Annotated in this window: 21 protein-coding genes; 15 read left to right on the top strand and 6 right to left on the bottom strand. The window is 55.8% G+C overall.

The window, feature by feature from the left end; all coding sequences use genetic code 11:
* The first annotated feature begins 9 nt into the window (after window positions 1-9).
* The 11 genes from mutL (at window position 10) to rlmB (ending at window position 12,437) form a co-directional block, all read left to right on the top strand.
* Window positions 10-1,854 carry a DNA mismatch repair endonuclease MutL gene (gene mutL, locus AM329_RS15160; protein ID WP_032608354.1) on the top strand — a complete coding sequence of 615 codons (1,845 nt, stop codon included), beginning with the start codon at window positions 10-12 and terminating at the stop codon, window positions 1,852-1,854.
* Window positions 1,847-2,797 (top strand): tRNA (adenosine(37)-N6)-dimethylallyltransferase MiaA, encoded by a 951-nt coding sequence (gene miaA / locus AM329_RS15155; RefSeq protein WP_003855989.1) that lies wholly within the window; start codon window positions 1,847-1,849, stop codon window positions 2,795-2,797. Before mutL ends, miaA begins: the two co-directional genes overlap by 8 nt.
* A gap of 85 nt (window positions 2,798-2,882) precedes the next feature.
* Window positions 2,883-3,194 (top strand): RNA chaperone Hfq, encoded by a 312-nt coding sequence (gene hfq / locus AM329_RS15150; protein WP_003855990.1) that lies wholly within the window; start codon window positions 2,883-2,885, stop codon window positions 3,192-3,194.
* A gap of 74 nt (window positions 3,195-3,268) precedes the next feature.
* On the top strand, window positions 3,269-4,549 hold the full coding sequence (gene hflX, locus AM329_RS15145; protein WP_003855991.1) for a ribosome rescue GTPase HflX: 1,281 nt from the start codon (window positions 3,269-3,271) through the stop codon (window positions 4,547-4,549).
* Between the two features lie 56 nt (window positions 4,550-4,605).
* Window positions 4,606-5,865, top strand: a complete 1,260-nt coding sequence (gene hflK, locus AM329_RS15140; protein ID WP_032608356.1) for an FtsH protease activity modulator HflK — start codon at window positions 4,606-4,608, stop codon at window positions 5,863-5,865.
* A gap of 2 nt (window positions 5,866-5,867) precedes the next feature.
* Complete coding sequence (gene hflC / locus AM329_RS15135) at window positions 5,868-6,872, top strand: protease modulator HflC (RefSeq protein ID WP_003855994.1); 1,005 nt, start codon at window positions 5,868-5,870, stop codon at window positions 6,870-6,872.
* Between the two features lie 71 nt (window positions 6,873-6,943).
* Window positions 6,944-7,141: a DUF2065 domain-containing protein gene (locus tag AM329_RS15130; RefSeq protein WP_003855996.1), complete on the top strand. Its 198-nt coding sequence runs from the start codon at window positions 6,944-6,946 to the stop codon at window positions 7,139-7,141.
* A 104-nt stretch (window positions 7,142-7,245) separates the two neighbouring features.
* Complete coding sequence (locus AM329_RS15125) at window positions 7,246-8,544, top strand: adenylosuccinate synthase (protein ID WP_003855997.1); 1,299 nt, start codon at window positions 7,246-7,248, stop codon at window positions 8,542-8,544.
* 192 nt (window positions 8,545-8,736) lie between these two features.
* Window positions 8,737-9,162 (top strand): nitric oxide-sensing transcriptional repressor NsrR, encoded by a 426-nt coding sequence (gene nsrR, locus AM329_RS15120; protein ID WP_003855998.1) that lies wholly within the window; start codon window positions 8,737-8,739, stop codon window positions 9,160-9,162.
* Between the two features lie 38 nt (window positions 9,163-9,200).
* Complete coding sequence (rnr, locus tag AM329_RS15115) at window positions 9,201-11,642, top strand: ribonuclease R (RefSeq protein WP_023315260.1); 2,442 nt, start codon at window positions 9,201-9,203, stop codon at window positions 11,640-11,642.
* Between the two features lie 63 nt (window positions 11,643-11,705).
* Window positions 11,706-12,437 (top strand): 23S rRNA (guanosine(2251)-2'-O)-methyltransferase RlmB, encoded by a 732-nt coding sequence (rlmB, locus tag AM329_RS15110; protein ID WP_003856001.1) that lies wholly within the window; start codon window positions 11,706-11,708, stop codon window positions 12,435-12,437.
* A 91-nt stretch (window positions 12,438-12,528) separates the two neighbouring features.
* On the opposite strand, the gene AM329_RS15105 is transcribed toward rlmB, so the two are convergent.
* Complete coding sequence (locus AM329_RS15105; RefSeq protein ID WP_032608357.1) at window positions 12,529-13,803, bottom strand: MFS transporter; 1,275 nt, start codon at window positions 13,801-13,803, stop codon at window positions 12,529-12,531.
* 195 nt (window positions 13,804-13,998) lie between these two features.
* On the opposite strand from AM329_RS15105, the gene AM329_RS15100 reads away from it, so the two are divergent.
* Window positions 13,999-15,621: an isovaleryl-CoA dehydrogenase gene (locus tag AM329_RS15100; RefSeq protein WP_032608358.1), complete on the top strand. Its 1,623-nt coding sequence runs from the start codon at window positions 13,999-14,001 to the stop codon at window positions 15,619-15,621.
* Here the strand turns inward: AM329_RS15100 and AM329_RS15095 are convergent.
* From AM329_RS15095 to bsmA, 3 genes are all read right to left on the bottom strand, one after another.
* On the bottom strand, window positions 15,618-17,549 hold the full coding sequence (locus tag AM329_RS15095) for a methyl-accepting chemotaxis protein (protein WP_003856007.1): 1,932 nt from the start codon (window positions 17,547-17,549) through the stop codon (window positions 15,618-15,620). The two genes, AM329_RS15100 and AM329_RS15095, sit on opposite strands and share 4 nt — an antisense overlap.
* Window positions 17,550-17,719: 170 nt before the next feature.
* Window positions 17,720-17,995, bottom strand: a complete 276-nt coding sequence (gene yjfN / locus AM329_RS15090) for a DUF1471 family protease activator YjfN (RefSeq protein WP_003856009.1) — start codon at window positions 17,993-17,995, stop codon at window positions 17,720-17,722.
* Between the two features lie 148 nt (window positions 17,996-18,143).
* Window positions 18,144-18,473, bottom strand: coding sequence for a biofilm peroxide resistance protein BsmA (gene bsmA / locus AM329_RS15085; RefSeq protein WP_003856011.1), 330 nt, complete (start codon window positions 18,471-18,473; stop codon window positions 18,144-18,146).
* 137 nt (window positions 18,474-18,610) lie between these two features.
* On the opposite strand from bsmA, the gene yjfP reads away from it, so the two are divergent.
* Window positions 18,611-19,333, top strand: coding sequence for an esterase (gene yjfP / locus AM329_RS15080; RefSeq protein WP_003856013.1), 723 nt, complete (start codon window positions 18,611-18,613; stop codon window positions 19,331-19,333).
* On the opposite strand, the gene ulaR is transcribed toward yjfP, so the two are convergent.
* Both ulaR and ulaG read right to left on the bottom strand, forming a co-directional pair.
* On the bottom strand, window positions 19,330-20,085 hold the full coding sequence (gene ulaR / locus AM329_RS15075) for an HTH-type transcriptional regulator UlaR (RefSeq protein WP_003856014.1): 756 nt from the start codon (window positions 20,083-20,085) through the stop codon (window positions 19,330-19,332). The two genes, yjfP and ulaR, sit on opposite strands and share 4 nt — an antisense overlap.
* A 110-nt stretch (window positions 20,086-20,195) precedes the next feature.
* Window positions 20,196-21,260: an L-ascorbate 6-phosphate lactonase gene (gene ulaG / locus AM329_RS15070; RefSeq protein ID WP_032608360.1), complete on the bottom strand. Its 1,065-nt coding sequence runs from the start codon at window positions 21,258-21,260 to the stop codon at window positions 20,196-20,198.
* Between the two features lie 359 nt (window positions 21,261-21,619).
* Between ulaG and ulaA the strand changes: the two genes are divergently transcribed.
* Entirely contained in the window at window positions 21,620-23,020 is a 1,401-nt protein-coding gene (gene ulaA / locus AM329_RS15065) for a PTS ascorbate transporter subunit IIC (protein WP_032608361.1), read from the top strand.
* A 12-nt stretch (window positions 23,021-23,032) separates the two neighbouring features.
* Window positions 23,033-23,338 carry a PTS ascorbate transporter subunit IIB gene (gene ulaB, locus AM329_RS15060; protein WP_003856022.1) on the top strand — a complete coding sequence of 102 codons (306 nt, stop codon included), beginning with the start codon at window positions 23,033-23,035 and terminating at the stop codon, window positions 23,336-23,338.
* The last annotated feature ends 4 nt before the right edge of the window (window positions 23,339-23,342 follow it).

The following is a 23,342-nucleotide window of genomic DNA, read 5'->3' as shown; positions in this document are numbered from 1 at the left end:
GGAGAGTTCATGCCGATTCAGGTTCTACCGCCGCAGCTCGCGAACCAAATCGCCGCCGGTGAGGTGGTGGAACGCCCTGCGTCGGTGGTGAAGGAACTGGTGGAAAACAGCCTCGATGCAGGGGCGACCCGCATTGATATCGATATCGAACGCGGGGGCGCAAAGCTTATCCGCATTCGTGATAACGGCTGTGGAATCAAAAAGGACGAACTGGCGCTGGCGCTGGCGCGTCATGCCACCAGTAAAATTGCCTCACTTGACGATCTGGAAGCGATTATAAGCCTGGGTTTTCGCGGCGAAGCGCTGGCCAGTATCAGCTCCGTTTCCCGCTTAACGTTGACCTCCCGCACGGCCGACCAGCAGGAAGCCTGGCAGGCCTACGCCGAAGGGCGTGATATGGACGTCACGGTTAAACCTGCGGCGCACCCGGTAGGCACCACGCTTGAAGTGCTGGATCTCTTCTATAACACGCCCGCCCGGCGCAAGTTTATGCGAACCGAGAAGACCGAATTCGGACATATCGACGAGATCATCCGCCGCATCGCGCTGGCGCGCTTTGATGTCACGATCAACCTTAGCCATAACGGCAAAGTGATGCGCCAGTATCGCGCAGTGGCGGAAGGCGGGCAAAAAGAGCGTCGGCTGGGCGCTATCTGCGGCACACCGTTCCTGGAAAAAGCGCTGGCCATTGAGTGGCAGCATGGCGATCTGACCTTGCGTGGCTGGGTTGCCGATCCGAACGCCAGCAGCGCCGCTTTTGCTGAAATTCAGTATTGCTACGTCAACGGCCGCATGATGCGCGACCGCCTGATTAACCACGCTATTCGACAGGCCTGCGAAGATAAGCTCGGCGCCGATCAACAGCCCGCCTTTGTGCTTTATCTGGAGATCGACCCGCACCAGGTTGACGTTAACGTGCACCCCGCCAAGCACGAGGTGCGTTTCCACCAGTCGCGCCTGGTGCATGATTTCATCTACCAGGGCGTTGCCGCTGTATTGCAGCAGCAGGCAGAGCCAGAGTTGCCGCTGGCAAAAGAAGAGCCCGCGCCGCGCCCACTGCCGGAAAACCGCGTGGCGGCCGGGCGTAACCATTTTGCCGAACCGGCGGTCGCGCGCGAGCCGGCTGCTCCACGTTTATCCCCGGCGGGCAACGCGCCGCGACCAACCGGTGCCAACTATCCCAACGCTCAGCCGGGCTATCATAAACAGCAGGGGGCGCTGTACCGCAAGCTGCTGGATACCCCGTCCGTTGAGCATAAAGAGCACATCACGGTTTCACCCCCCTCTCTGGATGGGCATAGCCAGAGTTTTGGTCGGGTATTAACCATTATTGCCCCCGACATGGCATTGCTTGAACGCGAAGGTAAACTCCTGTTGCTGGCGCTTTCCGTGGCGGAGCGCTGGCTCAAACAGGCGCAGTTAACTCCGGGGGTGAATGCCGCCTGCGCGCAGCCGCTGTTGATTCCCGTTCGCCTGAAAATAACCCCTGAAGAAACAGGGGTTTTGCGGCGCGTGCAGACGCAACTGGCCGAAATGGGGATTGAAATCGTACTGGACGCGCAGCATGTGACAATTCGCGCAGTGCCTTTACCCTTACGCCAACAAAATTTACAAAACTTGATTCCTGAACTGATAGGCTACCTGGCGCAGCAAACGACGTTTGATGCCGCCGATACCGCGCAGTGGATCGCCCGCCATCTGGCCAGCGAACATTCGCCGTGGAGTATGGCGCAGGCGATTACCGTTCTGGCGGAGGTAGAGCGCCTCTGTCCACAGCTGGTGAAAGCACCTCCAGGTGGCTTGTTACAACCTGTTGATTTACAAACGGCGATGACCGCCCTGAAACATGACTGATGTAAGTAAGGCGAGCCTGCCAAAGGCGATTTTTCTAATGGGGCCAACGGCCTCCGGCAAAACGGCGTTAGCCATTGAGTTACGTAAAGTTTTGCCAGTAGAGTTGATTAGCGTTGATTCAGCCCTCATCTACCGAGGGATGGACATCGGCACGGCGAAGCCCAACGCAGACGAACTGCGTGCGGCACCGCACCGTTTACTGGATATTCTCGACCCGGCACAGGCTTACTCCGCGGCAGATTTTCGCCGCGACGCCTTAGCCGAGATGGCCGAGATTACCGCCGCGGGACGCATACCGCTGTTAGTTGGCGGCACGATGCTCTACTTTAAGGCGCTGCTGGAGGGGTTATCGCCTCTGCCATCGGCCGATCCGGAAGTGAGAGCGAAGATTGAGCGGCAGGCGGCAGAGCAGGGGTGGGACGTTTTGCACAGGCAACTGGAAGAGATTGACCCGGTTGCCGCAGCGCGGATCCACCCAAACGATCCGCAAAGGCTTTCCCGGGCACTGGAAGTTTTTTTCATTTCGGGTAAAACTTTAACGGAACTGACGCAAACGTCAGGAGACGCTCTGCCGTATCAGGTGCATCAGTTCGCCATCGCCCCGGCGAGCCGTGAACTGCTCCATCAACGAATTGAGCAGCGTTTTCATCAGATGTTGGCTTCAGATTTTGAAGCAGAAGTGCGGGCGCTTTTTGCCCGTGGAGATTTGCATACGGACATGCCTTCCATTCGTTGTGTGGGGTACCGCCAGATGTGGTCGTATCTTGAAGGCGAGATTTCATACGATGAAATGGTTTATCGAGGTGTTTGCGCCACGAGACAGTTAGCGAAGCGCCAGATCACCTGGTTACGCGGTTGGAAGGGGGTTCACTGGTTAGACAGTGAAAAACCACAACAGGCGTTAAACGAAGTGATTGAGGTTATTGGTGATATCGCTGACTGAATGTGTACAATTAAGCCGTATCGTGCGCAATTTTTCAGAATCGCAAGGTTCTAAGTACAAAACAAGCATATAAGGAAAAGATAGAATGGCTAAGGGGCAATCTTTACAAGATCCGTTCCTGAACGCATTGCGTCGGGAGCGTGTTCCAGTTTCTATTTATTTGGTGAATGGTATTAAGCTGCAAGGTCAGATTGAGTCTTTCGATCAGTTCGTGATCCTGTTGAAAAACACGGTCAGCCAGATGGTCTATAAGCACGCGATTTCTACTGTTGTTCCGTCCCGTCCGGTATCTCATCACAGCAATAACGCTGGCGGCGGCACTGGCAGTAACTACCATCACGGCAGCAACGCGCAGGGTTCTTCAACACCAGCGCAGGACAGCGAAGAAACCGAATAAGGTTTTGGGCTGTTATCCACACGGGGAGCCAGGGATCCTGCGTTCCCCGCTGATCTTTTTAGAGAGGTTTACGCTTGTTTGACCGTTATGACGCCGGTGAGCAGGCGGTGCTGGTACACATCTATTTTTCGCAAGACAAAGATATGGAAGACCTCCAGGAGTTTGAATCTCTGGTCTCTTCCGCCGGTGTCGAAGCAATGCAGGTGATTACCGGTAGCCGTAAAGCGCCGCACCCGAAGTATTTTGTAGGTGAAGGTAAAGCAGTAGAAATTGCGGATGCCGTAAAAGCAACCGGCGCATCTGTTGTGCTGTTTGATCATGCGCTGTCTCCGGCTCAGGAACGTAACCTGGAAGCTCTCTGCGAATGCCGTGTTATCGATCGCACGGGGTTGATCTTAGATATTTTTGCTCAGCGTGCGCGTACCCACGAGGGTAAGTTGCAGGTTGAGCTGGCGCAGTTGCGCCATCTGGCGACGCGTCTGGTGCGTGGCTGGACACACCTTGAAAGACAAAAAGGCGGGATTGGTTTGCGCGGCCCGGGTGAAACCCAGCTCGAAACCGACCGCCGTTTACTGCGTGGGCGTATTACCCAGATCCTTTCACGTCTGGAACGTGTAGAGAAACAGCGCGAGCAGGGGCGTCGGGCGCGAACGAAAGCTGACATCCCAACGGTGTCGCTGGTGGGCTATACCAACGCCGGTAAATCCACTCTGTTTAACCAGATAACCGAGGCCCAGGTGTATGCCGCAGACCAGCTGTTTGCGACCCTGGACCCAACCCTGCGCCGTATTGACGTCGCAGACGTGGGTGAAACGGTGCTGGCGGATACCGTAGGGTTTATTCGCCATCTGCCGCACGATCTGGTCGCGGCGTTTAAAGCGACGTTGCAGGAGACGCGTCAGGCGACCCTGCTACTGCATGTGATTGATGCGGCTGACGTACGCGTGCAGGAGAACATCGACGCGGTGAACGTGGTGCTCGAAGAGATCGACGCCCACGAAATTCCTACCCTGTTGGTGATGAACAAGATCGATATGCTGGACGATTTTGAACCGCGTATTGACCGAGACGAAGAGAACAAACCGATTCGGGTCTGGCTGTCTGCTCAGGCCGGGATTGGTGTGCCACTGCTTTTCCAGGCTTTGACAGAACGTCTTTCCGGTGAGGTAGCTCAGCACACGCTGCGACTGCCGCCACAGGAAGGCAGGCTGCGCAGCCGGTTTTATCAGCTTCAGGCGATAGAAAAAGAGTGGATGGAGGATGACGGCAGCGTGGGGATGCAGGTGCGTATGCCGATCGTTGACTGGCGTCGCCTCTGTAAACAAGAACCTGCGCTGGCGGACTATATCGTCTGATCAGAAAGGGGAAGCCTGAAAAATTCGCCCTTGCATAACAAATATGGAGCATATACATGGCGTGGAATCAGCCCGGTAATAACGGACAAGACCGCGACCCGTGGGGAAGCAGCAATAATCAAGGCGGCAACTCTGGGGGAAATGGCAACAAAGGTGGTCGCGAGCAGGGGCCGCCGGATCTGGATGATATCTTCCGCAAACTGAGCAAAAAGCTTGGTGGCCTTGGCGGAGGAAAAGGTTCTGGCTCGGGTGGCAATTCCACTCAGAGTCCGCACCCGCCAATGGGTGGCCGCGTGGTGGGCATTGTCGCCGCTGCGGTAGTAATCATCTGGGCAGCCAGCGGGTTCTACACCATTAAAGAAGCAGAACGCGGTGTGGTCACCCGTTTCGGTAAGTTCAGCCATCTGGTTGAACCGGGCCTGAACTGGAAGCCGACCTTCATTGATGACGTGACCGCGGTTAACGTGGAGTCCGTCCGTGAACTGGCCGCCTCTGGCGTGATGTTGACCTCTGACGAGAACGTGGTGCGCGTTGAGATGAACGTACAGTACCGCGTGACCGATCCGGAACGTTATCTGTTTAGCGTGACCAGCGCCGATGACAGCCTGCGTCAGGCGACCGACAGCGCCCTGCGTGGCGTGATCGGTAAATACACCATGGACCGTATCCTGACCGAAGGTCGTACCGTTATTCGTAGCGATACCCAGCGTGAGCTGGAAGAGACCATCCGTCCGTACAACATGGGTATCACCCTGCTGGACGTCAACTTCCAGGCTGCACGTCCGCCGGAAGAGGTGAAAGCCGCCTTTGACGATGCGATTGCCGCGCGTGAAAACGAACAGCAGTACATCCGTGAAGCGGAAGCGTACACCAACGAAGTTCAGCCGCGTGCAAACGGTCAGGCGCAGCGTATTCTGGAAGAAGCGCGTGCGTATAAGACCCAGACCATCCTGGAAGCACAGGGTGAAGTGGCTCGCTTCGCGAAGATCCTGCCGGAATATAAAGCCGCGCCGGAAATTACCCGTGAGCGTCTCTATATCGAGACCATGGAAAAAGTGCTGAGCCATACGCGTAAAGTGCTGGTTAACGACAACAAAGGCGGAAACCTGATGGTCCTGCCGCTGGATCAGATGCTGAAAGGCGGTTCTGCACCGGCAGCAAAAGACAACAGCGGTGCGAACAACCTGCTGCGTCTGCCACCGGCCTCGTCTGGCAGCGCCAGCGCGAACACAACGCCTTCTTCGAACGATGGTGACATTATGGACCAACGCCGTGCCAACGCGCAGCGTAACGACTACCAGCGTCAGGGGGAATAAGGATGCGTAAGTCAGTTATTGCGATCATCATCATTGTACTGGTCGTGCTCTACACCTCCATCTTTGTGGTGAAAGAGGGCGAGCGTGGGATCAAGTTCCAGTTCAGCAGCGTCGTGCGTGACGGCGACAAGCGTCCGGTGATTTATGAGCCGGGTCTGCACTTTAAGATCCCGTTCATTCAGTCAGTGAAAACGCTCGATGCGCGTATCCAGACCATGGATAACCAGGCCGATCGTTTCGTGACCAAAGAGAAGAAAGACCTGATCGTTGATTCCTATATCAAATGGCGCATCAGCGATTTCAGCCGCTACTTCCTGGCAACCGGGGGTGGCGACGTTTCTCAGGCAGAAGTGCTGCTGAAACGTAAGTTCTCTGACCGTCTGCGTTCTGAAATTGGTCGTCTGGATGTGAAAGACATTGTGACCGACTCCCGTGGTCGTCTGACGCTGGAAGTGCGTGATGCGCTGAACTCCGGCTCTGCGGGCACCGAGGATGAAGTTGAAACCCCGGCGGCAGACGATGCGATTGCCAAAGCGGCTGAACGTGTTCAGGCTGAAACCAACGGTAAAGTGCCGGTGATCAACCCGAACAGTATGGCGGCGCTGGGCATCGAAGTGGTTGATGTGCGCATCAAGCAGATCAACCTGCCAGCGGAAGTGTCCGAGGCGATCTACAACCGTATGCGCGCCGAGCGTGAAGCGGTAGCCCGTCGTCACCGTTCACAGGGTCAGGAAGAAGCGGAAAAACTGCGCGCGGCAGCGGACTATGAAGTCACCAAGACGCTGGCGGAATCTGAGCGCCAGGGTCGTATCCTGCGCGGTGAAGGTGATGCGGAAGCCGCGAAACTGTTTGCTGATGCATTCAGCCAGGATCCGGACTTCTATGCCTTCATTCGTAGCCTGCGCGCTTACGAGAATAGCTTCAAGAGCAACCAGGATGTGATGGTGCTCAGCCCGGACAGCGATTTCTTCCGTTATATGAAGACGCCGACCAACGCAACGCGATAAACTCAGGCTCGTTTGAGTATTCAAACCACCGCTCTTCACGGAGCGGTGGTTTTCTTTTATAAGGATGAAAAATGAATTCAACGATCTGGCTCGCGCTGGCCCTGGTTTTGGTGCTGGAAGGCCTCGGCCCGATGCTTTATCCGCGCGCATGGCGCCGGATGATCGCCACCATGAGCCAACTGCCGGATAATATTTTGCGTCGTTTTGGCGGTGGTCTTGTGGTTGCTGGTATCGTTATCTACTACATGTTGAGGAAAACGATTGGCTGATCAAAAACTAACCGCAATTGGCATATTTTAGGGTCAAAAAGTGCTGTATATCTGAAAAAGCGATGGTAGAATCCATTTTTAAGCAAACGGTGATTTTGAAAAAAATGGGTAACAACGTCGTCGTACTGGGCACCCAATGGGGTGACGAAGGTAAAGGGAAGATTGTTGATCTTCTGACTGAACGGGCTAAATATGTTGTACGCTACCAGGGCGGTCACAACGCAGGCCATACTCTCGTAATCAACGGTGAAAAAACCGTCCTCCATCTTATTCCATCAGGCATTCTTCGCGAAAACGTCACCAGCATCATCGGTAACGGCGTTGTGCTGTCTCCTGCTGCGCTGATGAAAGAGATGAAAGGTCTGGAAGACCGTGGTATCCCTGTTCGTGAGCGTCTGCTGCTCTCCGAAGCCTGCCCGCTGATCCTGGACTATCACGTGGCGCTGGACGTGGCGCGTGAAAAAGCGCGTGGCGCGAAAGCGATCGGCACTACCGGTCGTGGCATCGGCCCGGCATACGAAGATAAAGTGGCTCGTCGCGGTCTGCGCGTCGGTGACCTCTTCGACAAAGCAACCTTCGCTGAAAAACTGAAAGAAGTGATGGAATATCACAACTTCCAGCTGGTGAACTTCTATAAAGCCGAAGCCGTTGACTACCAGAAAGTGCTGGATGACGTCATGGCGATTGCAGACATTCTGACCGGTATGGTTGTTGATGTGTCCGATCTGCTGGACCAGGCGCGCAAGCGTGGCGATTTCGTCATGTTCGAAGGTGCGCAGGGTACCCTGCTGGACATCGACCACGGAACCTATCCGTACGTTACGTCCTCTAACACCACCGCGGGTGGCGTGGCGACCGGCTCTGGCCTGGGTCCACGTTATGTGGATTACGTTCTGGGCATCATCAAAGCGTACTCCACTCGCGTGGGTGCAGGTCCATTCCCGACCGAACTGTTTGATGAGACCGGCGAGTTCCTCTGCAAGCAGGGTAACGAGTTTGGCGCGACCACCGGTCGTCGTCGTCGTACCGGCTGGCTGGACGCCGTTGCCGTACGTCGCGCAGTGCAGATCAACTCCCTGTCTGGCTTCTGCCTGACCAAGCTGGACGTACTGGACGGCCTGAAAGAAGTGAAAATCTGCGTTGGCTACCGCATGCCAGATGGCCGCGAAGTGACCACCACTCCGCTGGCTGCTGACGACTGGGAAGGCATTGAGCCAATCTACGAAACCATGCCGGGCTGGTCTGAGACCACCTTCGGTGTGAAAGAGCGTAGTGGCCTGCCAAAAGCCGCGCTGGACTACATCAAGCGCATTGAAGAACTGACCGAAGTGCCGATCGATATTATTTCTACCGGCCCGGATCGTACTGAAACGATGATCCTGCGCGACCCGTTCGACGCATAATCTTCGTGACTGCTGGCCTGCGGGGAAACCCGTAGGCCGGATAAGCGCAGCGCCATCCGGCGACCGCTCCTGGATCTCCGCTTTTTCGCCCCGTCTGTCAAATAAATTAGCCGCTAACTATCTGGCTGGTTTATCATCATTAATGAATATCTCTGCGGTTTAACCGCGTTTTCCCTTTTTCCTGAGGTTGATGTGCAGTTAACAAGTTTCACCGATTACGGCTTACGCGCGCTGATTTACATGGCGTCGTTACCCGATGGGAAGATGACCAGCATCTCTGAAGTCACAGAGGTGTACGGTGTGTCCCGTAATCATATGGTCAAAATAATCAATCAACTTAGTCGTGCCGGATACGTTGCTGCCGTCCGCGGGAAGAATGGAGGGATCCGTCTCGGTAAACCGGCACAGAGTATCCGTATTGGCGATGTGGTACGTGAACTGGAGCCGCTCTCTCTGGTGAACTGTAGCAGCGCGTTCTGCCACATTACGCCCGCTTGCCGCCTGAAGCAGGCGCTTTCAAAGGCCGTGCAAAGTTTTCTCAAGGAACTGGATAACTACACGCTGGCCGATTTGGTTGAAGAGAATCAACCGCTTTATAAATTATTGCTGGTGGAATGAAGAAAATTTCCACCGGAGCTGACAACGGAGGAACCGACATGTCACAAGATCCTTTCCAGGAACGCGAAGCCGAAAAATACGCGAATCCTATCCCCAGCCGCGAGTTCATCATTGAACACTTAACAAAACGCGAAAAACCCGCCAATCGTGAAGAACTTGCCGTTGAATTAAACATTGAAGGTGAAGAGCAAATTGAAGCCCTTCGCCGCCGCCTGCGCGCCATGGAGCGTGACGGGCAGCTGGTCTTTACTCGTCGCCAGTGCTACGCGCTGCCAGAACGCCTCGACCTGCTGAAAGGCACCGTTATTGGTCACCGCGATGGCTTCGGCTTCCTGCGCGTGGAAGGCCGTAAAGACGATCTGTACCTCTCATCCGAACAGATGAAGATGTGTATTCACGGCGACCAGATCCTGGCGCAGCCGCTGGGTGCAGACCGTAAAGGCCGCCGCGAAGCGCGCGTGGTCCGCGTGCTGGTGCCGAAAACCAGCCAGATCGTTGGCCGTTACTTTACCGATGCGGGCGTAGGTTTTGTGGTGCCGGACGACAGCCGTCTGAGCTTCGACATTCTCATCCCGCCTGAAGAGGTGATGGGCGCACGCATGGGCTTTGTGGTGGTGGTTGAACTCACCCAGCGCCCGACCCGCCGTACCAAAGCGGTGGGTAAAATCGTTGAAGTGCTGGGCGATAACATGGGCACCGGCATGGCCGTCGATATGGCGCTGCGCACCCATGAAATTCCGTACGTCTGGCCGAAAGCGGTTGAAGACCAGATCGAAAACCTGCGTGAAGAAGTGCCGGAAGAGTCCAAAGCAGGCCGCGTGGATCTGCGCGATCTGCCGCTGGTCACCATTGATGGTGAAGACGCCCGTGACTTCGATGATGCCGTATATTGTGAGAAAAAACGTGGTGGCGGCTGGCGTCTGTGGGTGGCTATCGCGGATGTGAGCTACTACGTGCGTCCACACACGCCGCTGGATAACGAAGCGCGCAGCCGCGGTACGTCGGTCTACTTCCCGTCTCAGGTTGTACCGATGCTGCCAGAAGTGCTCTCCAACGGTCTGTGTTCCCTCAACCCGCAGGTGGACCGCCTGTGTATGGTCTGCGAAATGACCATCTCCAGCAAGGGACGTCTGACGGGCTATAAGTTCTACGAAGCAGTGATGAGTTCCCATGCGCGCCTGACCTATACCAAGGTCTGGCATATGTTGCAGGGCGATCAGGATCTGCGCGAACAGTACGCGCCGCTGGTCAAACACATCGAAGAGCTGCACAACCTCTACAAAACGCTGGATCAGGCGCGCGAAGAGCGCGGCGGGATCTCCTTTGAGAGCGAAGAAGCGAAGTTTATCTTTAACGCTGAGCGTCGTATCGAGCGTATCGAGCAGACCCAGCGTAACGATGCGCACAAGCTGATTGAAGAGTGTATGATCCTGGCAAACATCTCGGCGGCACGTTTCGTTGAGAAAGCCAAAGAGCCTGCGCTGTTCCGTATTCACGACAAGCCAACCACGGAAGCCGTAACCTCGTTCCGCTCCGTGCTGGCTGAACTCGGCCTGGAGCTGCCTGGCGGTAATAAGCCTGAGCCACGCGATTACGCCGAGCTGCTGGAATCCATCAGCGATCGTCCTGACGCGGAAATGCTGCAAACCATGCTGCTGCGCTCCATGAAGCAGGCGATTTACGATCCGGAAAACCGGGGCCACTTTGGTCTGGCCTTACAGTCGTACGCGCACTTTACCTCGCCGATCCGCCGTTATCCGGATCTGTCCCTGCACCGTGCGATCAAGTATCTGCTGGCGCACGAGCAGGGTCATAAAGGCAATACGACCGAAACCGGAGGGTATCACTACTCCATGGAAGAGATGCTGCAACTGGGCCAGCACTGTTCCATGACCGAGCGTCGTGCGGATGAAGCAACGCGCGACGTGGCGGACTGGCTGAAGTGTGACTTTATGCTGGATCAGGTGGGTAATATCTTTAAAGGCGTGATTGCCAGCGTCACCGGCTTTGGCTTCTTCGTGCGTCTGGATGAGCTGTTTATCGACGGTCTGGTGCACGTTTCCAGCCTCGATAACGATTACTACCGCTTCGACCAGGTCGGACAACGTCTGATCGGCGAATCCGGCGGCCAGACCTACCGTCTGGGAGATCGGGTGGAAGTGAAGGTTGAAGCCGTGAATATGGACGACCGTAAAATCGACTTCAGCCTCATCTCCAGCGAGCGTGCTCCGCGTAACGTCGGGAAAACCGAGCGTGAGAAAGCGAAAAAAGGTGGCAACGGTAAAGCGGGCGGCAAGCGACGTCAGGCAGGTAAAAGAGTAAACTTTGAGCCAGACAGCGCTTTCCGTGGCGAGAAGAAACAGAAGCCCAAGGCGGCAAAAAAAGACGCTCGTAAAGCGAAAAAACCGTCGACCAAGACCCAAAAAATAGCGGCCGCGACCAAAGCGAAGCGCGCGGCGAAGAAACAGCAGGCGGAGTAATTTCCCCTCACCCTGACCCTCTCCCCAACGGGAGAGGGAAAATATTTATTACGAGAACCATCAATGAGTGAAATGATTTACGGCATCCACGCGGTGCAGGCCCTGCTGGAGCGCGCGCCGGAGCGTTTTCAGGAAGTTTTTATTCTGAAAGGGCGAGAAGATAAACGTCTGATGCCGCTGATCCACGCGCTGGAAGCGCAGGGCGTAGTGATCCAACTGGCGAACCGCCAGTATCTGGATGAGAAAAGCGAAGGAGCTGTACACCAGGGCATTATCGCGCGCGTGAAGCCAGGCCGTCAGTATCAGGAGAACGATCTGCCGGATCTGATCGCTGAGCTGGATAACCCGTTCTTCCTGATCCTTGATGGCGTAACCGACCCGCATAACCTGGGCGCGTGCCTGCGTAGCGCCGATGCAGCAGGCGTGCATGCGGTGATTGTGCCAAGAGATCGTTCCGCGCAGCTTAACGCTACCGCTAAAAAAGTTGCCTGCGGCGCGGCGGAAAACGTTCCGCTGATCCGCGTGACTAACCTGGCGCGCACCATGCGTCTGTTGCAGGAAGAGAATATCTGGATCGTCGGCACAGCCGGTGAAGCGGATCACACCCTGTATCAGAGCAAAATGACCGGCCGCATGGCGCTGGTGATGGGGGCAGAAGGTGAAGGCATGCGTCGTCTGACGCGCGAGCACTGCGACGAGCTGATCAGCATCCCGATGGCAGGCAGCGTGTCGTCCCTGAACGTTTCTGTTGCGACGGGTATCTGCCTGTTCGAAGCGGTGCGTCAGCGCGGGTAGCCTGTTGTGCCGGGTGGCGGCTTCGCCTCACCCGGCCTACAAAAGCATGGTAACGTAGGCCCGCTAAGCGCAGCGCCACCGGGCAACAATCTCACTCCTCCAACGACCGTAAATGGTCATCCTTCCTCAGCGTCATCAGCGCGAAAATACTCACCACCGCCGTTGCCATCACGTAGTACGCCGGAATATCCAGATTGCCCGTCTCTTTAATCAGCCCGGTAATGATCAGCCCCGCGCAGCCCGAGAAGATCGCATTCGACAGAGAATAGGCCAGCCCCAGCCCGGTATAACGCACGCGCGTCGGGAACATCTCAGACAGCATTGCCGGCCCCGGCCCTGCCAGCATCCCAACCAGACCTCCCGCAATCAGCACCACAATCGCTTTGACCGCCAGCGTACTGGTTTCCGCCTGCAAAATTTTCAGCAGCGGCAGGGCGAGGATCAGCAGGAGCACGGTGGCGATAATCATCACCGTCCGCCGCCCGATCCTGTCGCTCAGCATGCCCGACGGAATGATCGTGAGCGCAAACCCAATGTTAGAAATCACCGCAATCAGCAGCGCCTGGTTAAAACCGGTGTGCAGCGCAGATTGCAGATAGGTCGGCATAATCACCAGATAGGTATAGCCCGCCGCAGACCAGACCATCACGCGGCTAATGCCCATCAGGATGGTTTTGAACGTGGCGGCGGTGGTGGCCTGAGTAACAACCGGTTTTTCCCGTTGCTGCACAAAGCTCGGCGTCTCTTCCATGCTCACCCGCAGCCATAGCGCGACCGCACCCATCGGCAACGCCAGGAAGAACGGAATGCGCCAGCCCCAGTCGTGCAAGGCTTCAGGGGAGAGCAGGGCAGAGAGCAACGCGACAATGCCTGCGCCCGCTAACAGCCCGAGCGCCACGGTGAAGGACTGCCATGCCCCGTAAAGACCGCGCTTGCCGCGCGGGGCGAACTCCGTCATCAATGAGACCGCACCGCCATACTCACCGCCCGCGAACAGTCCTTGCAGAATACGCAGGAGTGTAACGATCAGCGGCGCGGCAATCCCGATACTGGCGTAGACCGGCACAATACCGATGGCAGCGGTGGCGAGCGTCATCAATACCAGCACGATAATCAGCGTCGGTTTGCGGCCAATCCTGTCGCCAATGCGGCCAAAGACCACCGCACCCAGCGGACGGAAGAAGAAAGCGATGGCGAACGAGGCCCAGGTAAGGATCAGGCTGGTGAGCTCCGCTTCCCCCTCAAGCTGGAAGAAGTTTCTGGCAATCACCGTTGCCAGAAAACCGTAGACCGCAAATTCATACCACTCGATGAAATTACCGATGGAGCCTGCAATTAATGCACGTTTGTGCGCATCCTGTTGCATAACGATCCTCACAAAAACAGGGTAAGAATAAATTATTCAGCATTAGTGAAGTAATGAAATAGTTTATTCTTATGTTCTGTGAGCTATTTCACGAATGATATCAACACGATCGTCATCGTGTGACCCCCCTCCCATGCAGCGTGCATGCCCTCTGTCCATACTTACCTTTATTGCCAATGAAAGGAGGGAGACAGCATGCACTGGCAGACTCATACCGTTTTTAATCAACCTGCACCGCTATCGAACAGCAACCTTTTTCTCTCTGATTGCGCCCTGCGCGATGCGGTAGCGCGCGAAGGGGCTGAGTGGGATGTGGATCTTCTTGCCAGCATCGGACAGCAGTTGGGTACGGCGGAGTCGCTGGAGCTGGGCAGGCTGGCGAACGTTAATCCGCCGGAGCTGCTGCGTTATGACGCCACGGGAGAGCGGCTGGACGACGTCCGCTTTCATCCAGCATGGCATCTTCTGATGCAGGGGCTTTGCGCCAACCGGGTGCACAACCTGGCGTGGGAGGAGGAGGCGCGGAAAGGATCGTTCGTCGCCCGGGCCGCGCGTTTTGTGCTGCATGCTCAGGTGGAGGCGGGAACGCTATGCCCGGTGACCATGACCTTTGCGGCCACGCCGCTGTTGCTACAGTCGCTACCCAAACCGTTTCACGACTGGTTAACGCCGCTGATGAGCGATCGCTACGATCCCCATCTCGCACCGGGGGCGCAAAAGCGCGGCCTGCTGATCGGCATGGGGATGACGGAAAAGCAGGGCGGTTCGGACGTACTCAGTAATACCACCAAAGCAGAGAAATGCAGTGATGGCAGTTACCGGCTGGTGGGGCACAAATGGTTTTTCTCCGTGCCGCAGAGCGATGCGCATCTGGTGCTGGCACAGGCGAAGGGCGGGTTGTCCTGCTTTTTTGTCCCGCGTTTCTTACCCGACGGGCAACGCAATGCCGTGCGCCTTGAGCGTCTGAAGGACAAGCTCGGTAACCGTTCAAATGCCAGCAGTGAGGCTGAGTTCCTTGATGCTTACGGCTGGCTGCTGGGCGAAGAGGGTGAAGGTGTCCGGCAAATTCTGAAGATGGGCGGGCTGACGCGCTTTGACTGCGCGCTTGGTAGCCACGGACTGATGCGCCGTGCGCTCTCGGTGGCGCTTTATCATGCCCATCAGCGGCAGACCTTCGGCAAAAATCTTATCGACCAGCCGTTAATGCGCGACGTGCTAAGCCGTATGGCGCTGGTGCTGGAGGGACACACGGCACTGCTGTTCCGACTCGCCCGGGCGTGGGATAACCGCACCGACCCGCAGGAAGCCGCATGGGCGCGGCTATTCACTCCGGCGGCAAAATACAGCGTCTGCAAAGCGGGCATACCGTTTGTGGCAGAGGCAATGGAGGTGCTGGGCGGCGCAGGCTATTGCGAAGAGAGTGAGCTTCCGCGGTTGTACCGTGAAATGCCCGTCAACAGCATCTGGGAAGGCTCTGGCAATATTATGTGCCTGGATGTACTGCGCGTACTGGCGAAGCAGTCGGGCATTCTCGACCTGCTCGCCGATGATTTCGCGCAGGTAAAAGGCCAGGACAGGCACTTCGATCGCAGCTGGCGGCAGCTACAGCAGAAGCTGCGTAAACCGCAGGAAGCGCAGGGCAGGGAGATCGCGCGGCAGCTCTTTTTACTCGGGGCCGGAAGCCAGATACTGCGGCACGCAACGCCGCCCGTAGCGCAGGCGTGGTGCCGCATGATGCTGGATACCCGGGGCGGCACGCTGATGAGCGAACAGGTGCAAAACGATCTGCTGCTGCGCGCCACGGGCCGGGTCGGTTAAGCTTTAAGCTGGAACAGGCTCACCAGCCGGGTGAGATGTGAACCCTTCTCGCGCAGCGTCTGCGCCGTCTGCTCGCTGCGTGAGATACGATCGGCATTGATGTGCGATGCCTCACCGATGTGCGTCATCGCCAGATTCACCTGACCAATCCCCGCAGACTGCTCGCGGGAGGCGTGGTTGATCTCGGTAACAAGCTGGCTGATGTTATCGATATGAACAATGATGGCATCCATCGCCAGACGCGTCTGCTCAGAAAGCGCATGGCCTTCGCTCACCTTGTTCAGCGTGTCGCCAATCAGCTGCTCAATCTCTTTTACCGCGTTGGCGCTGCGTGCGGCCAGGGCGCGCACCTCTTGCGCCACCACTGCGAAACCTTTCCCGTGCTCGCCCGCCCGCGCCGCTTCAACCGCCGCATTGAGCGCCAGGATATTGGTCTGGAAAGCGATGGACTCAATCACGCGGGTGATGTCTTCAATGCGTTTCGATGCATCACGAATATCATCCATGGTGGAAACTGCGTGGGTCACCGTCTCTCCACCCTGATGCACCGCGCGCGAGGTTTCCCCCACCAGCTGCTGAGTTTGCTCCATGTTGGCGGCATTTTGCTGCACGGTGGCGGCTAATTGCTCCATGCTGGCGGAGGTCTCCTCAACGCTGCTGGCCTGTTTGTTGATTTGTTCAGAGATCTCGCCGGTATCTGAAGCCAGCGCGTTAGTCCCCAGATGGATTTCGCTTGCGGCCTCGCGGACCTGCAACACAATTTTTTGCAGGCCGCCCCCGATCCCGTTGATGGCATCAATCAGCTGGCCGACTTCATCCTGGCGGGTTACCGGCAGGCTGGCGCGAAGATCGCCTGCGGCATACTGCCGGGCAAGCGCGATCACTGCGCGCAGTGGGCGGGTTAGCATCCGGCGAATGAGGATAACGAACAGGCCCGCGAAGAGCGCGGATAGCACCACGCCCGCCATCAGGAAGCGATCGCGCAGCGTGGTGACGCTTGAAAGCAGTACGGCTTTATCCACTTCACCCACGATGGTCCAGTTCCAGCCCGGCAGCGGCGTGTAGGCGACTTTGAGCGTACGGCCATCCGCGCTCACGCGTTCCAGCGTGCCGGCTTTATCACTCAGAAGCTGCTGCTGTGTCGCCGTGTCCCAGTTGGGCAGTTTGCCCTCTTCGCTGGCATGGAACAGATACTGTCCGCGCGTTTTACCGCTGCTGCGATCCAGTACAAAGAAGTGACCGCTCTTGCCCAGACGACGGTTAAGGATTTTCTCGCGCATGACGTTCCAGGAATGGGTGATGTCGACGCCAACAAAGATAATCCCGATAACCTGGCCTTCCGCATTTTTAACAGGCTGGTACTGCGTGATATAGCGCTTGCCGAACAGCAGCGCGAGGCCGCGATAGACCTCCCCTTTGGTGACAGCCGCAAATGCCGGGCTGGTGGTATCAAGAACGGTTCCGATGGCGCGGTCGCCATTCTCTTTGCGCAGCGACGTGGCCACGCGGATAAAATCGTTACCGCTGCGGACAAACAGCGTCGAGATGGCCCCCGTTCGGCTCAGGAAGTCATCAGAAAGCGTATTGTTTTCATGCAACTCCGTTTCACCGCCCTTCAGCAGAGGAACGGTAAGGCCGTTAATGGTCCGGCTCTGGCTGCTGTCGCTGTTCAATGGCTGTGGCAAAAAGGTGGTGAACAGGCGGGTATAGCTCTCGACCTCTTCGCTCAGGCTGGTGTTGAACATCTCTACCATATCCACCATGCCGGTAGACTGGTTATGCAGGTCTTCAACCGCAAGATCTTCAAGCTGCTGGCTGGCGTTGTGGCTCAACAGAAAAGTGAACAGCAAAAAAAGCGTGGCGACACTGGCACCTGTTAGCAGCGATAGCTTCGTGCCCAGACCTGCCCGGCGGAAAAAGGTGATCATAAATTGCTCATTATTGAAAAGTGATGGCTGTTCAACGGCAGAGCAGAGATAACGTTTACCTTTTTAATGTAACTTAATGTTACATTTTTGTTTTCGTTAGGTTTTTGGGGAGATAAAAAATTTGCAAAAGTGAAAAGCCACTAAAATTAAGTGGCTTTTATCGCAAGGGATTAGGCATAAAGAATGGCCTGCACGCGCCAGTGATTAACATGGTGATCTTCCTGCATCTGGACGATGCGATACCAGGATGCGCCCTGTTCATCGGCCTTCAGAGCGACGACACGTTCAACGTCTTGCGGACTCCCCGTGATATTATTGACGGAGATCTGACCAATCTCGTTCAGGCCCGTGACGCAATCCGCGCTGGCAAATTCGGCCGACTGCGCCGTGGTGCTCAGCAGGCCCGCTGAAAGCAATAGCGTCGTTAAAGCAAGGGTTCGTTTCATCGTCAGCTCCTTTTCACGTGTCTCCGGTATCCGCCGGGCAATCCTTCGCGAATAAACTCATTTCCATTGTTGCTGGCATGGAGTTTATTGTGGACAGGAAAATGTCTACGGACGCAAAGCAGTGTAAAAGTCGTTCAAATGATGATGCTTACTTACGGTACAAAATGCCCTGGGCGTACCACTGTCCCGTAATAATGGTTTCATCAATCATCGTGATGACGTAATAATCTGCTTTTGCGGCAACGGCCTGCGCTTCAATTGCGTCTTCTGCATCATCCGGGGAACCACGAACCATCGCGGATACGGTACCCAGGCGTTGTAATCCTTCCGTCTGATTACGACGAATTTCCTGAGGATGATCGGTAACCGGCGGCGCCGGTTCTGGCGTACCCTGCAATACGGAACATCCGCTGAGCAGCGAGACCAGCAATAAAGCGGTAAGCCTGCGCATAAACCTGTCTCTTTTCCTGATAGCCATAGTGTAGTTGTCTGCGAATTTAGTTTTGGGGGAATGTTCCCGAAGTGTTATCTGGGACGTAGATTTCGAATGAAAATATCGTGAAACCGTAATCCAGCTCTCAACATTATGAATCATTCATCAGCACAGGATCGACAATGATTGAAATTGAAACTCGCCAGCTGAGTGAGCATGAAATCATCCATGCTTTTCCGGCTGGTAAAGGTGAACAGCCGCTGCCGACGGTAGTTTTCTATCATGGCTTTCTCTCCTCGAAGCTGGTCTACAGCTATTTTGCCGTCGCGCTGGCGCAGGCCGGTTTCCGGGTGGTCATGCCTGATGCGCCGAATCATGGGGCACGCTTTACGGGCGATGAGCAGGCGCGGCTGGGGCTGTTCTGGCAAACGCTGCACGGCAATCTGACCGAGTTCGCCGGGCTGCGTGACGCGCTCTTGCAGGCCGGGCTGGTGGAGGGGAAACGGCTGGCGGTCGCAGGCGCATCAATGGGCGGAATGACGGCGCTGGGGATCATGGCCAGGCATCCGGAGGTGACGTCCGTGGCTTGCCTGATGGGATCGGGCTACTTTACGTCGCTGGCAAAGACGCTATTCCCGCCGCAGGCCCCTCAGGAGATTGAGACCCTGTTGTCTGAATGGGACGTCAGCCATGCGCTTTCGCAGCTGGCCGATCGTCCGCTGCTGCTGTGGCATGGGGATGCCGACGACGTCGTACCGACCGGTGAAACTTTCCGCCTGCAACAGGCGCTACAGCGCGAAGGGCTGGACAGCAATCTGACCTGCCTGTGGGGAGCGGGTGTCCGGCACCGTATTACCCCGGAGGCGCTGGAAGCCACCGTGGCGTTTTTCCGCCAGCACCTTTAAACGCGCAGCACCGTGACACCCTGATCCTCCAGCTTGCTGAGGATCTCGGGGTTGGCGTTTTTGCCGGTGATCACCATGCTGATTTGCTCGGCGCGGCTGAAAAGCATGCCGGCGCGTTCACCGACCTTGCTGCTGTCGACCAGCACCACCAGCTTGCCCACCACGTTAAGCATGTTCTGCTCTGCCATTGCGGTGAGCATATCGGTTTTATACAGGCCATCCGCCGTCAGACCTTTGCCGCTGGTAAACATCCAGTGCCCGGCGTAGAGGCTGTTTTCACTGTCCTGCGGGCTCAGGGTTATGGACTGGCTCTTGTTATACTGGCCGCCCATGATCACCACGCTTTCATGTTCCTGGTCAATGAGATAATTGGCCAGCGGCAGATAGTTGGTAATGATTTGCACCGGCTTGCCGCACATTTCACGGCCCAGCAGAAACGCCGTCGAACCGCAGTTGATCACCACGCTCTCCCCGGGATTCACCAGCTGTGACGCCGCTCTGGCAATCCGCACCTTTTCATCGTGATTCTGCGCCTGGTGGATGTTCATCGGCGTCCAGCGTGGACGCTGCTGGCTGATGGCCTCTGCGCCATTGCGGACTTTTTTCAGCTTGCCGCTCTCATCCAGCTTGTTGATATCCCGTCGCGCGGTAGCGGGGGAGATCCCTAAACGTTCGATCACTTTCTCGACGGTGATAAACCCTGTTTGCGCCAGGAGTTCCAGTAAAATTTGATGCCGTTGCGCTTCCGTCATGAGCTATTCCGATAAGAATTGATTTGAAAAGATGATATTTGAAATAGCGTGAAATTACTAAAATAAAAATGACATCGCCAGACGCAGGGTCTGGCGATTGGGCCTCGGTATCAGAGGAAGGACTTGAACGGCAGATCGGGTTCAATCGTAAAGCAATCATCGAAACCACGCGGGTAGTGATACTCAAGATTGTCTTTATCCAGCGGCCAGGTGAACTTGCCGCCAACCTGCCAGATGAACGGCTTGAAGCCATACTTGAGGCGGTCTTTTTTCATCTCCCACAGGACGCGGATCTCTTGCGGATCGGCCTGGAAGTTTGACCAGATATCATGGTGGAACGGGATCACCACTTTGGTGTTCAGCGCTTCGGCCATACGCAGCATATCCGCGCTGGTCATTTTGTCGGTGATCCCGCGCGGGTTTTCACCGTAAGAGCCAAGCGCCACGTCAATCTGGTGCTCGTTACCGTGCTTCGCGTAGTAGTTGGAGTAGTGGGAGTCACCGCTGTGATACAGGGAACCGCCAGGCGTTTTGAACAGATAGTTCACTGCGCGCTCGTCCATCCCGTCTGGCAGTACGCCTGCGGCTTTCTGATCGGCAGGCAGGGTGATCAGCGCGGTGCGGTCAAAGGCATCCAGCGCGTGAATCTCATTGTCTTTGATTTTCACCACGTCGCCCGGCTTCATCACGATGCAGCGCTCTTTTGGCACGCCCCAGCCAATCCACAAATCCACGCAGGTCTGCGGCCCGATAAACGGTACGTCGTCCGCGCAGTTTTGCATTACCGCTGCCGCCACGTTCACGTCGATATGATCGTTGTGATCGTGGGTAGAGAGAACGGCGTCGATCTGGCGAATGGCAAAAGGATCAAGCACAAAAGGCGTGGTGCGCAGGTTCGGCTGGAGCTTTTCAACGCCGGCCATACGCTGCATCTGGTGGCCTTTTTTCATCAGTGGATTGCCGTGGCTCTGTTTGCCGGTGCCGCACCAGAAATCAACACAAATGTTGGCGCCGCCTTCTGATTTCAGCCAGATCCCGGTGCAGCCCAGCCACCACATCGCAAATGTGCCAGGAGCAACCTGTTCCTGCTCGATCTCTTCGTTCAGCCAGCTACCCCACTCCGGAAAGGTACTCAGAATCCATGATTCACGGGTGATGGTTTTCACTTTACTCATCGTTTGACTCCTGGTTTTAATCAAAAGTAATCACGCTGTGACTTGTTGTGATTAATGCTGGCACTGTTTAAATCGATTTGCAATGGCTTATTTACGGAAAATTCCCCTCGCCACATCACAGAAAAAACATCATGACGTTGATAAGATAACCGCTATAAATGATTAATATACTGAAAATTAAGAATTTATTTATTGGATTGGTTCGGTAGTGAAAATCATTACTAACGCCATGGAAATAAATTGCGTGATTCGTCACAAATAATCAAATGCAATCTTGTGATGATTATTTGTGATTAATAGAGTGATGACACCAACCACACAGGGATTGCCCCTCGTGTTCTCATTTTCTGGAGAGAGTTATGGAGATCCTCTACAACGTCTTTACCGTTTTCTTTAATCAGGTAATGACCAACGCCCCGCTGTTGCTGGGTATCATGACGTGCCTGGGGTACATCCTGCTGCGCAAAAGCGTCAGCGTGATTATCAAAGGCACCATCAAAACCATCATTGGTTTTATGCTGTTGCAGGCGGGGTCTGGCATTCTGACCAGCACGTTTAAGCCGGTTGTTGCCAAAATGTCAGAGGTGTACGGCATTAACGGCGCCATCTCTGACACTTACGCGTCCATGATGGCCACCATCGATCGCATGGGAGATGCATACAGCTGGGTTGGGTATGCGGTACTGCTCGCGCTGGCGCTGAACATCATTTACGTGCTCCTGCGCCGTATCACCGGTATTCGCACCATCATGCTCACCGGGCACATCATGTTCCAGCAGGCGGGTCTGATTGCCGTTTCTCTCTATATCTTCGGCTACCCAATGTGGACCACGGTCATCTGCACGGCAGTGCTGGTCTCACTTTACTGGGGCATCACCTCCAACATGATGTATAAGCCAACGCAGGACGTTACGGACGGCTGCGGTTTCTCCATCGGTCACCAGCAGCAGTTCGCCTCCTGGATTGCTTACAAAGTCGCGCCGTACCTGGGCAAAAAAGAGGAGAGTGTTGAAGATCTCAAATTGCCTGGCTGGCTGAATATCTTCCACGACAACATCGTCTCCACGGCAATTGTGATGACCATCTTCTTCGGCGCCATCCTGCTCTCCTTTGGCATTGACGTGGTGCAGGCGATGGCGGGTAAAACCCACTGGACGGTCTATATCCTGCAAACCGGTTTCTCCTTCGCTGTTGCTATTTTCATCATCACCCAGGGCGTGCGTATGTTCGTCGCCGAACTGTCGGAAGCGTTTAATGGCATCTCCCAGCGCCTGATCCCTGGCGCGGTGCTGGCGATTGACTGTGCGGCTATCTATAGCTTTGCGCCAAACGCCGTTGTCTGGGGCTTTATGTGGGGCACCATCGGCCAGCTGATTGCGGTCGGCATTCTGGTGGGCTGTGGCTCCTCAATCCTGATTATTCCTGGCTTTATCCCGATGTTCTTCTCCAACGCCACTATCGGCGTGTTTGCTAACCACTTCGGCGGATGGCGCGCAGCGCTCAAGATCTGCCTGGTGATGGGCATGGTTGAAATCTTCGGGTGCGTGTGGGCGGTCAAGCTCACCGGCATGAGCGCCTGGATGGGCATGGCGGACTGGTCAATTCTGGCGCCGCCGATGATGCAGGGCTTTGCGTCCGTCGGGCTGGTCTTTATGGCCGTCATCATCCTGATTGCCCTGGCTTATATGTTCTTCGCTGGCCGTTCGCTGCGGGCTGAAGAAGATGCGGAAAAACAAACAGCAGAAGTGTCTGCTCATTAAGGAGTTTCGATTATGACCGTACGTATCCTGGCTGTGTGTGGCAATGGGCAAGGTAGCTCCATGATCATGAAGATGAAAGTGGACCAGTTTTTAACCCAGTCAAACATTGACCACACGGTGAACAGCTGCGCAGTGGGTGAATACAAAAGTGAACTGAACGGCGCGGACATCATCATCGCCTCAACGCACATTGCCGGCGAGATTAGCGTGTCGGGCAACAAATACGTGGTAGGCGTACGCAACATGCTGTCGCCTGCGGATTTCGGACCAAAGCTGCTGGAAGTGATCAAAGAACACTTCCCACAAGACGTGAAGTAAGGAT

This window comes from Enterobacter cloacae complex sp. AR_0002 (genome assembly GCF_001922365.1).
GTDB lineage: Bacteria > Pseudomonadota > Gammaproteobacteria > Enterobacterales > Enterobacteriaceae > Enterobacter > Enterobacter hormaechei_C.
This window is presented reverse-complemented; position numbering and strand designations above follow the sequence as displayed.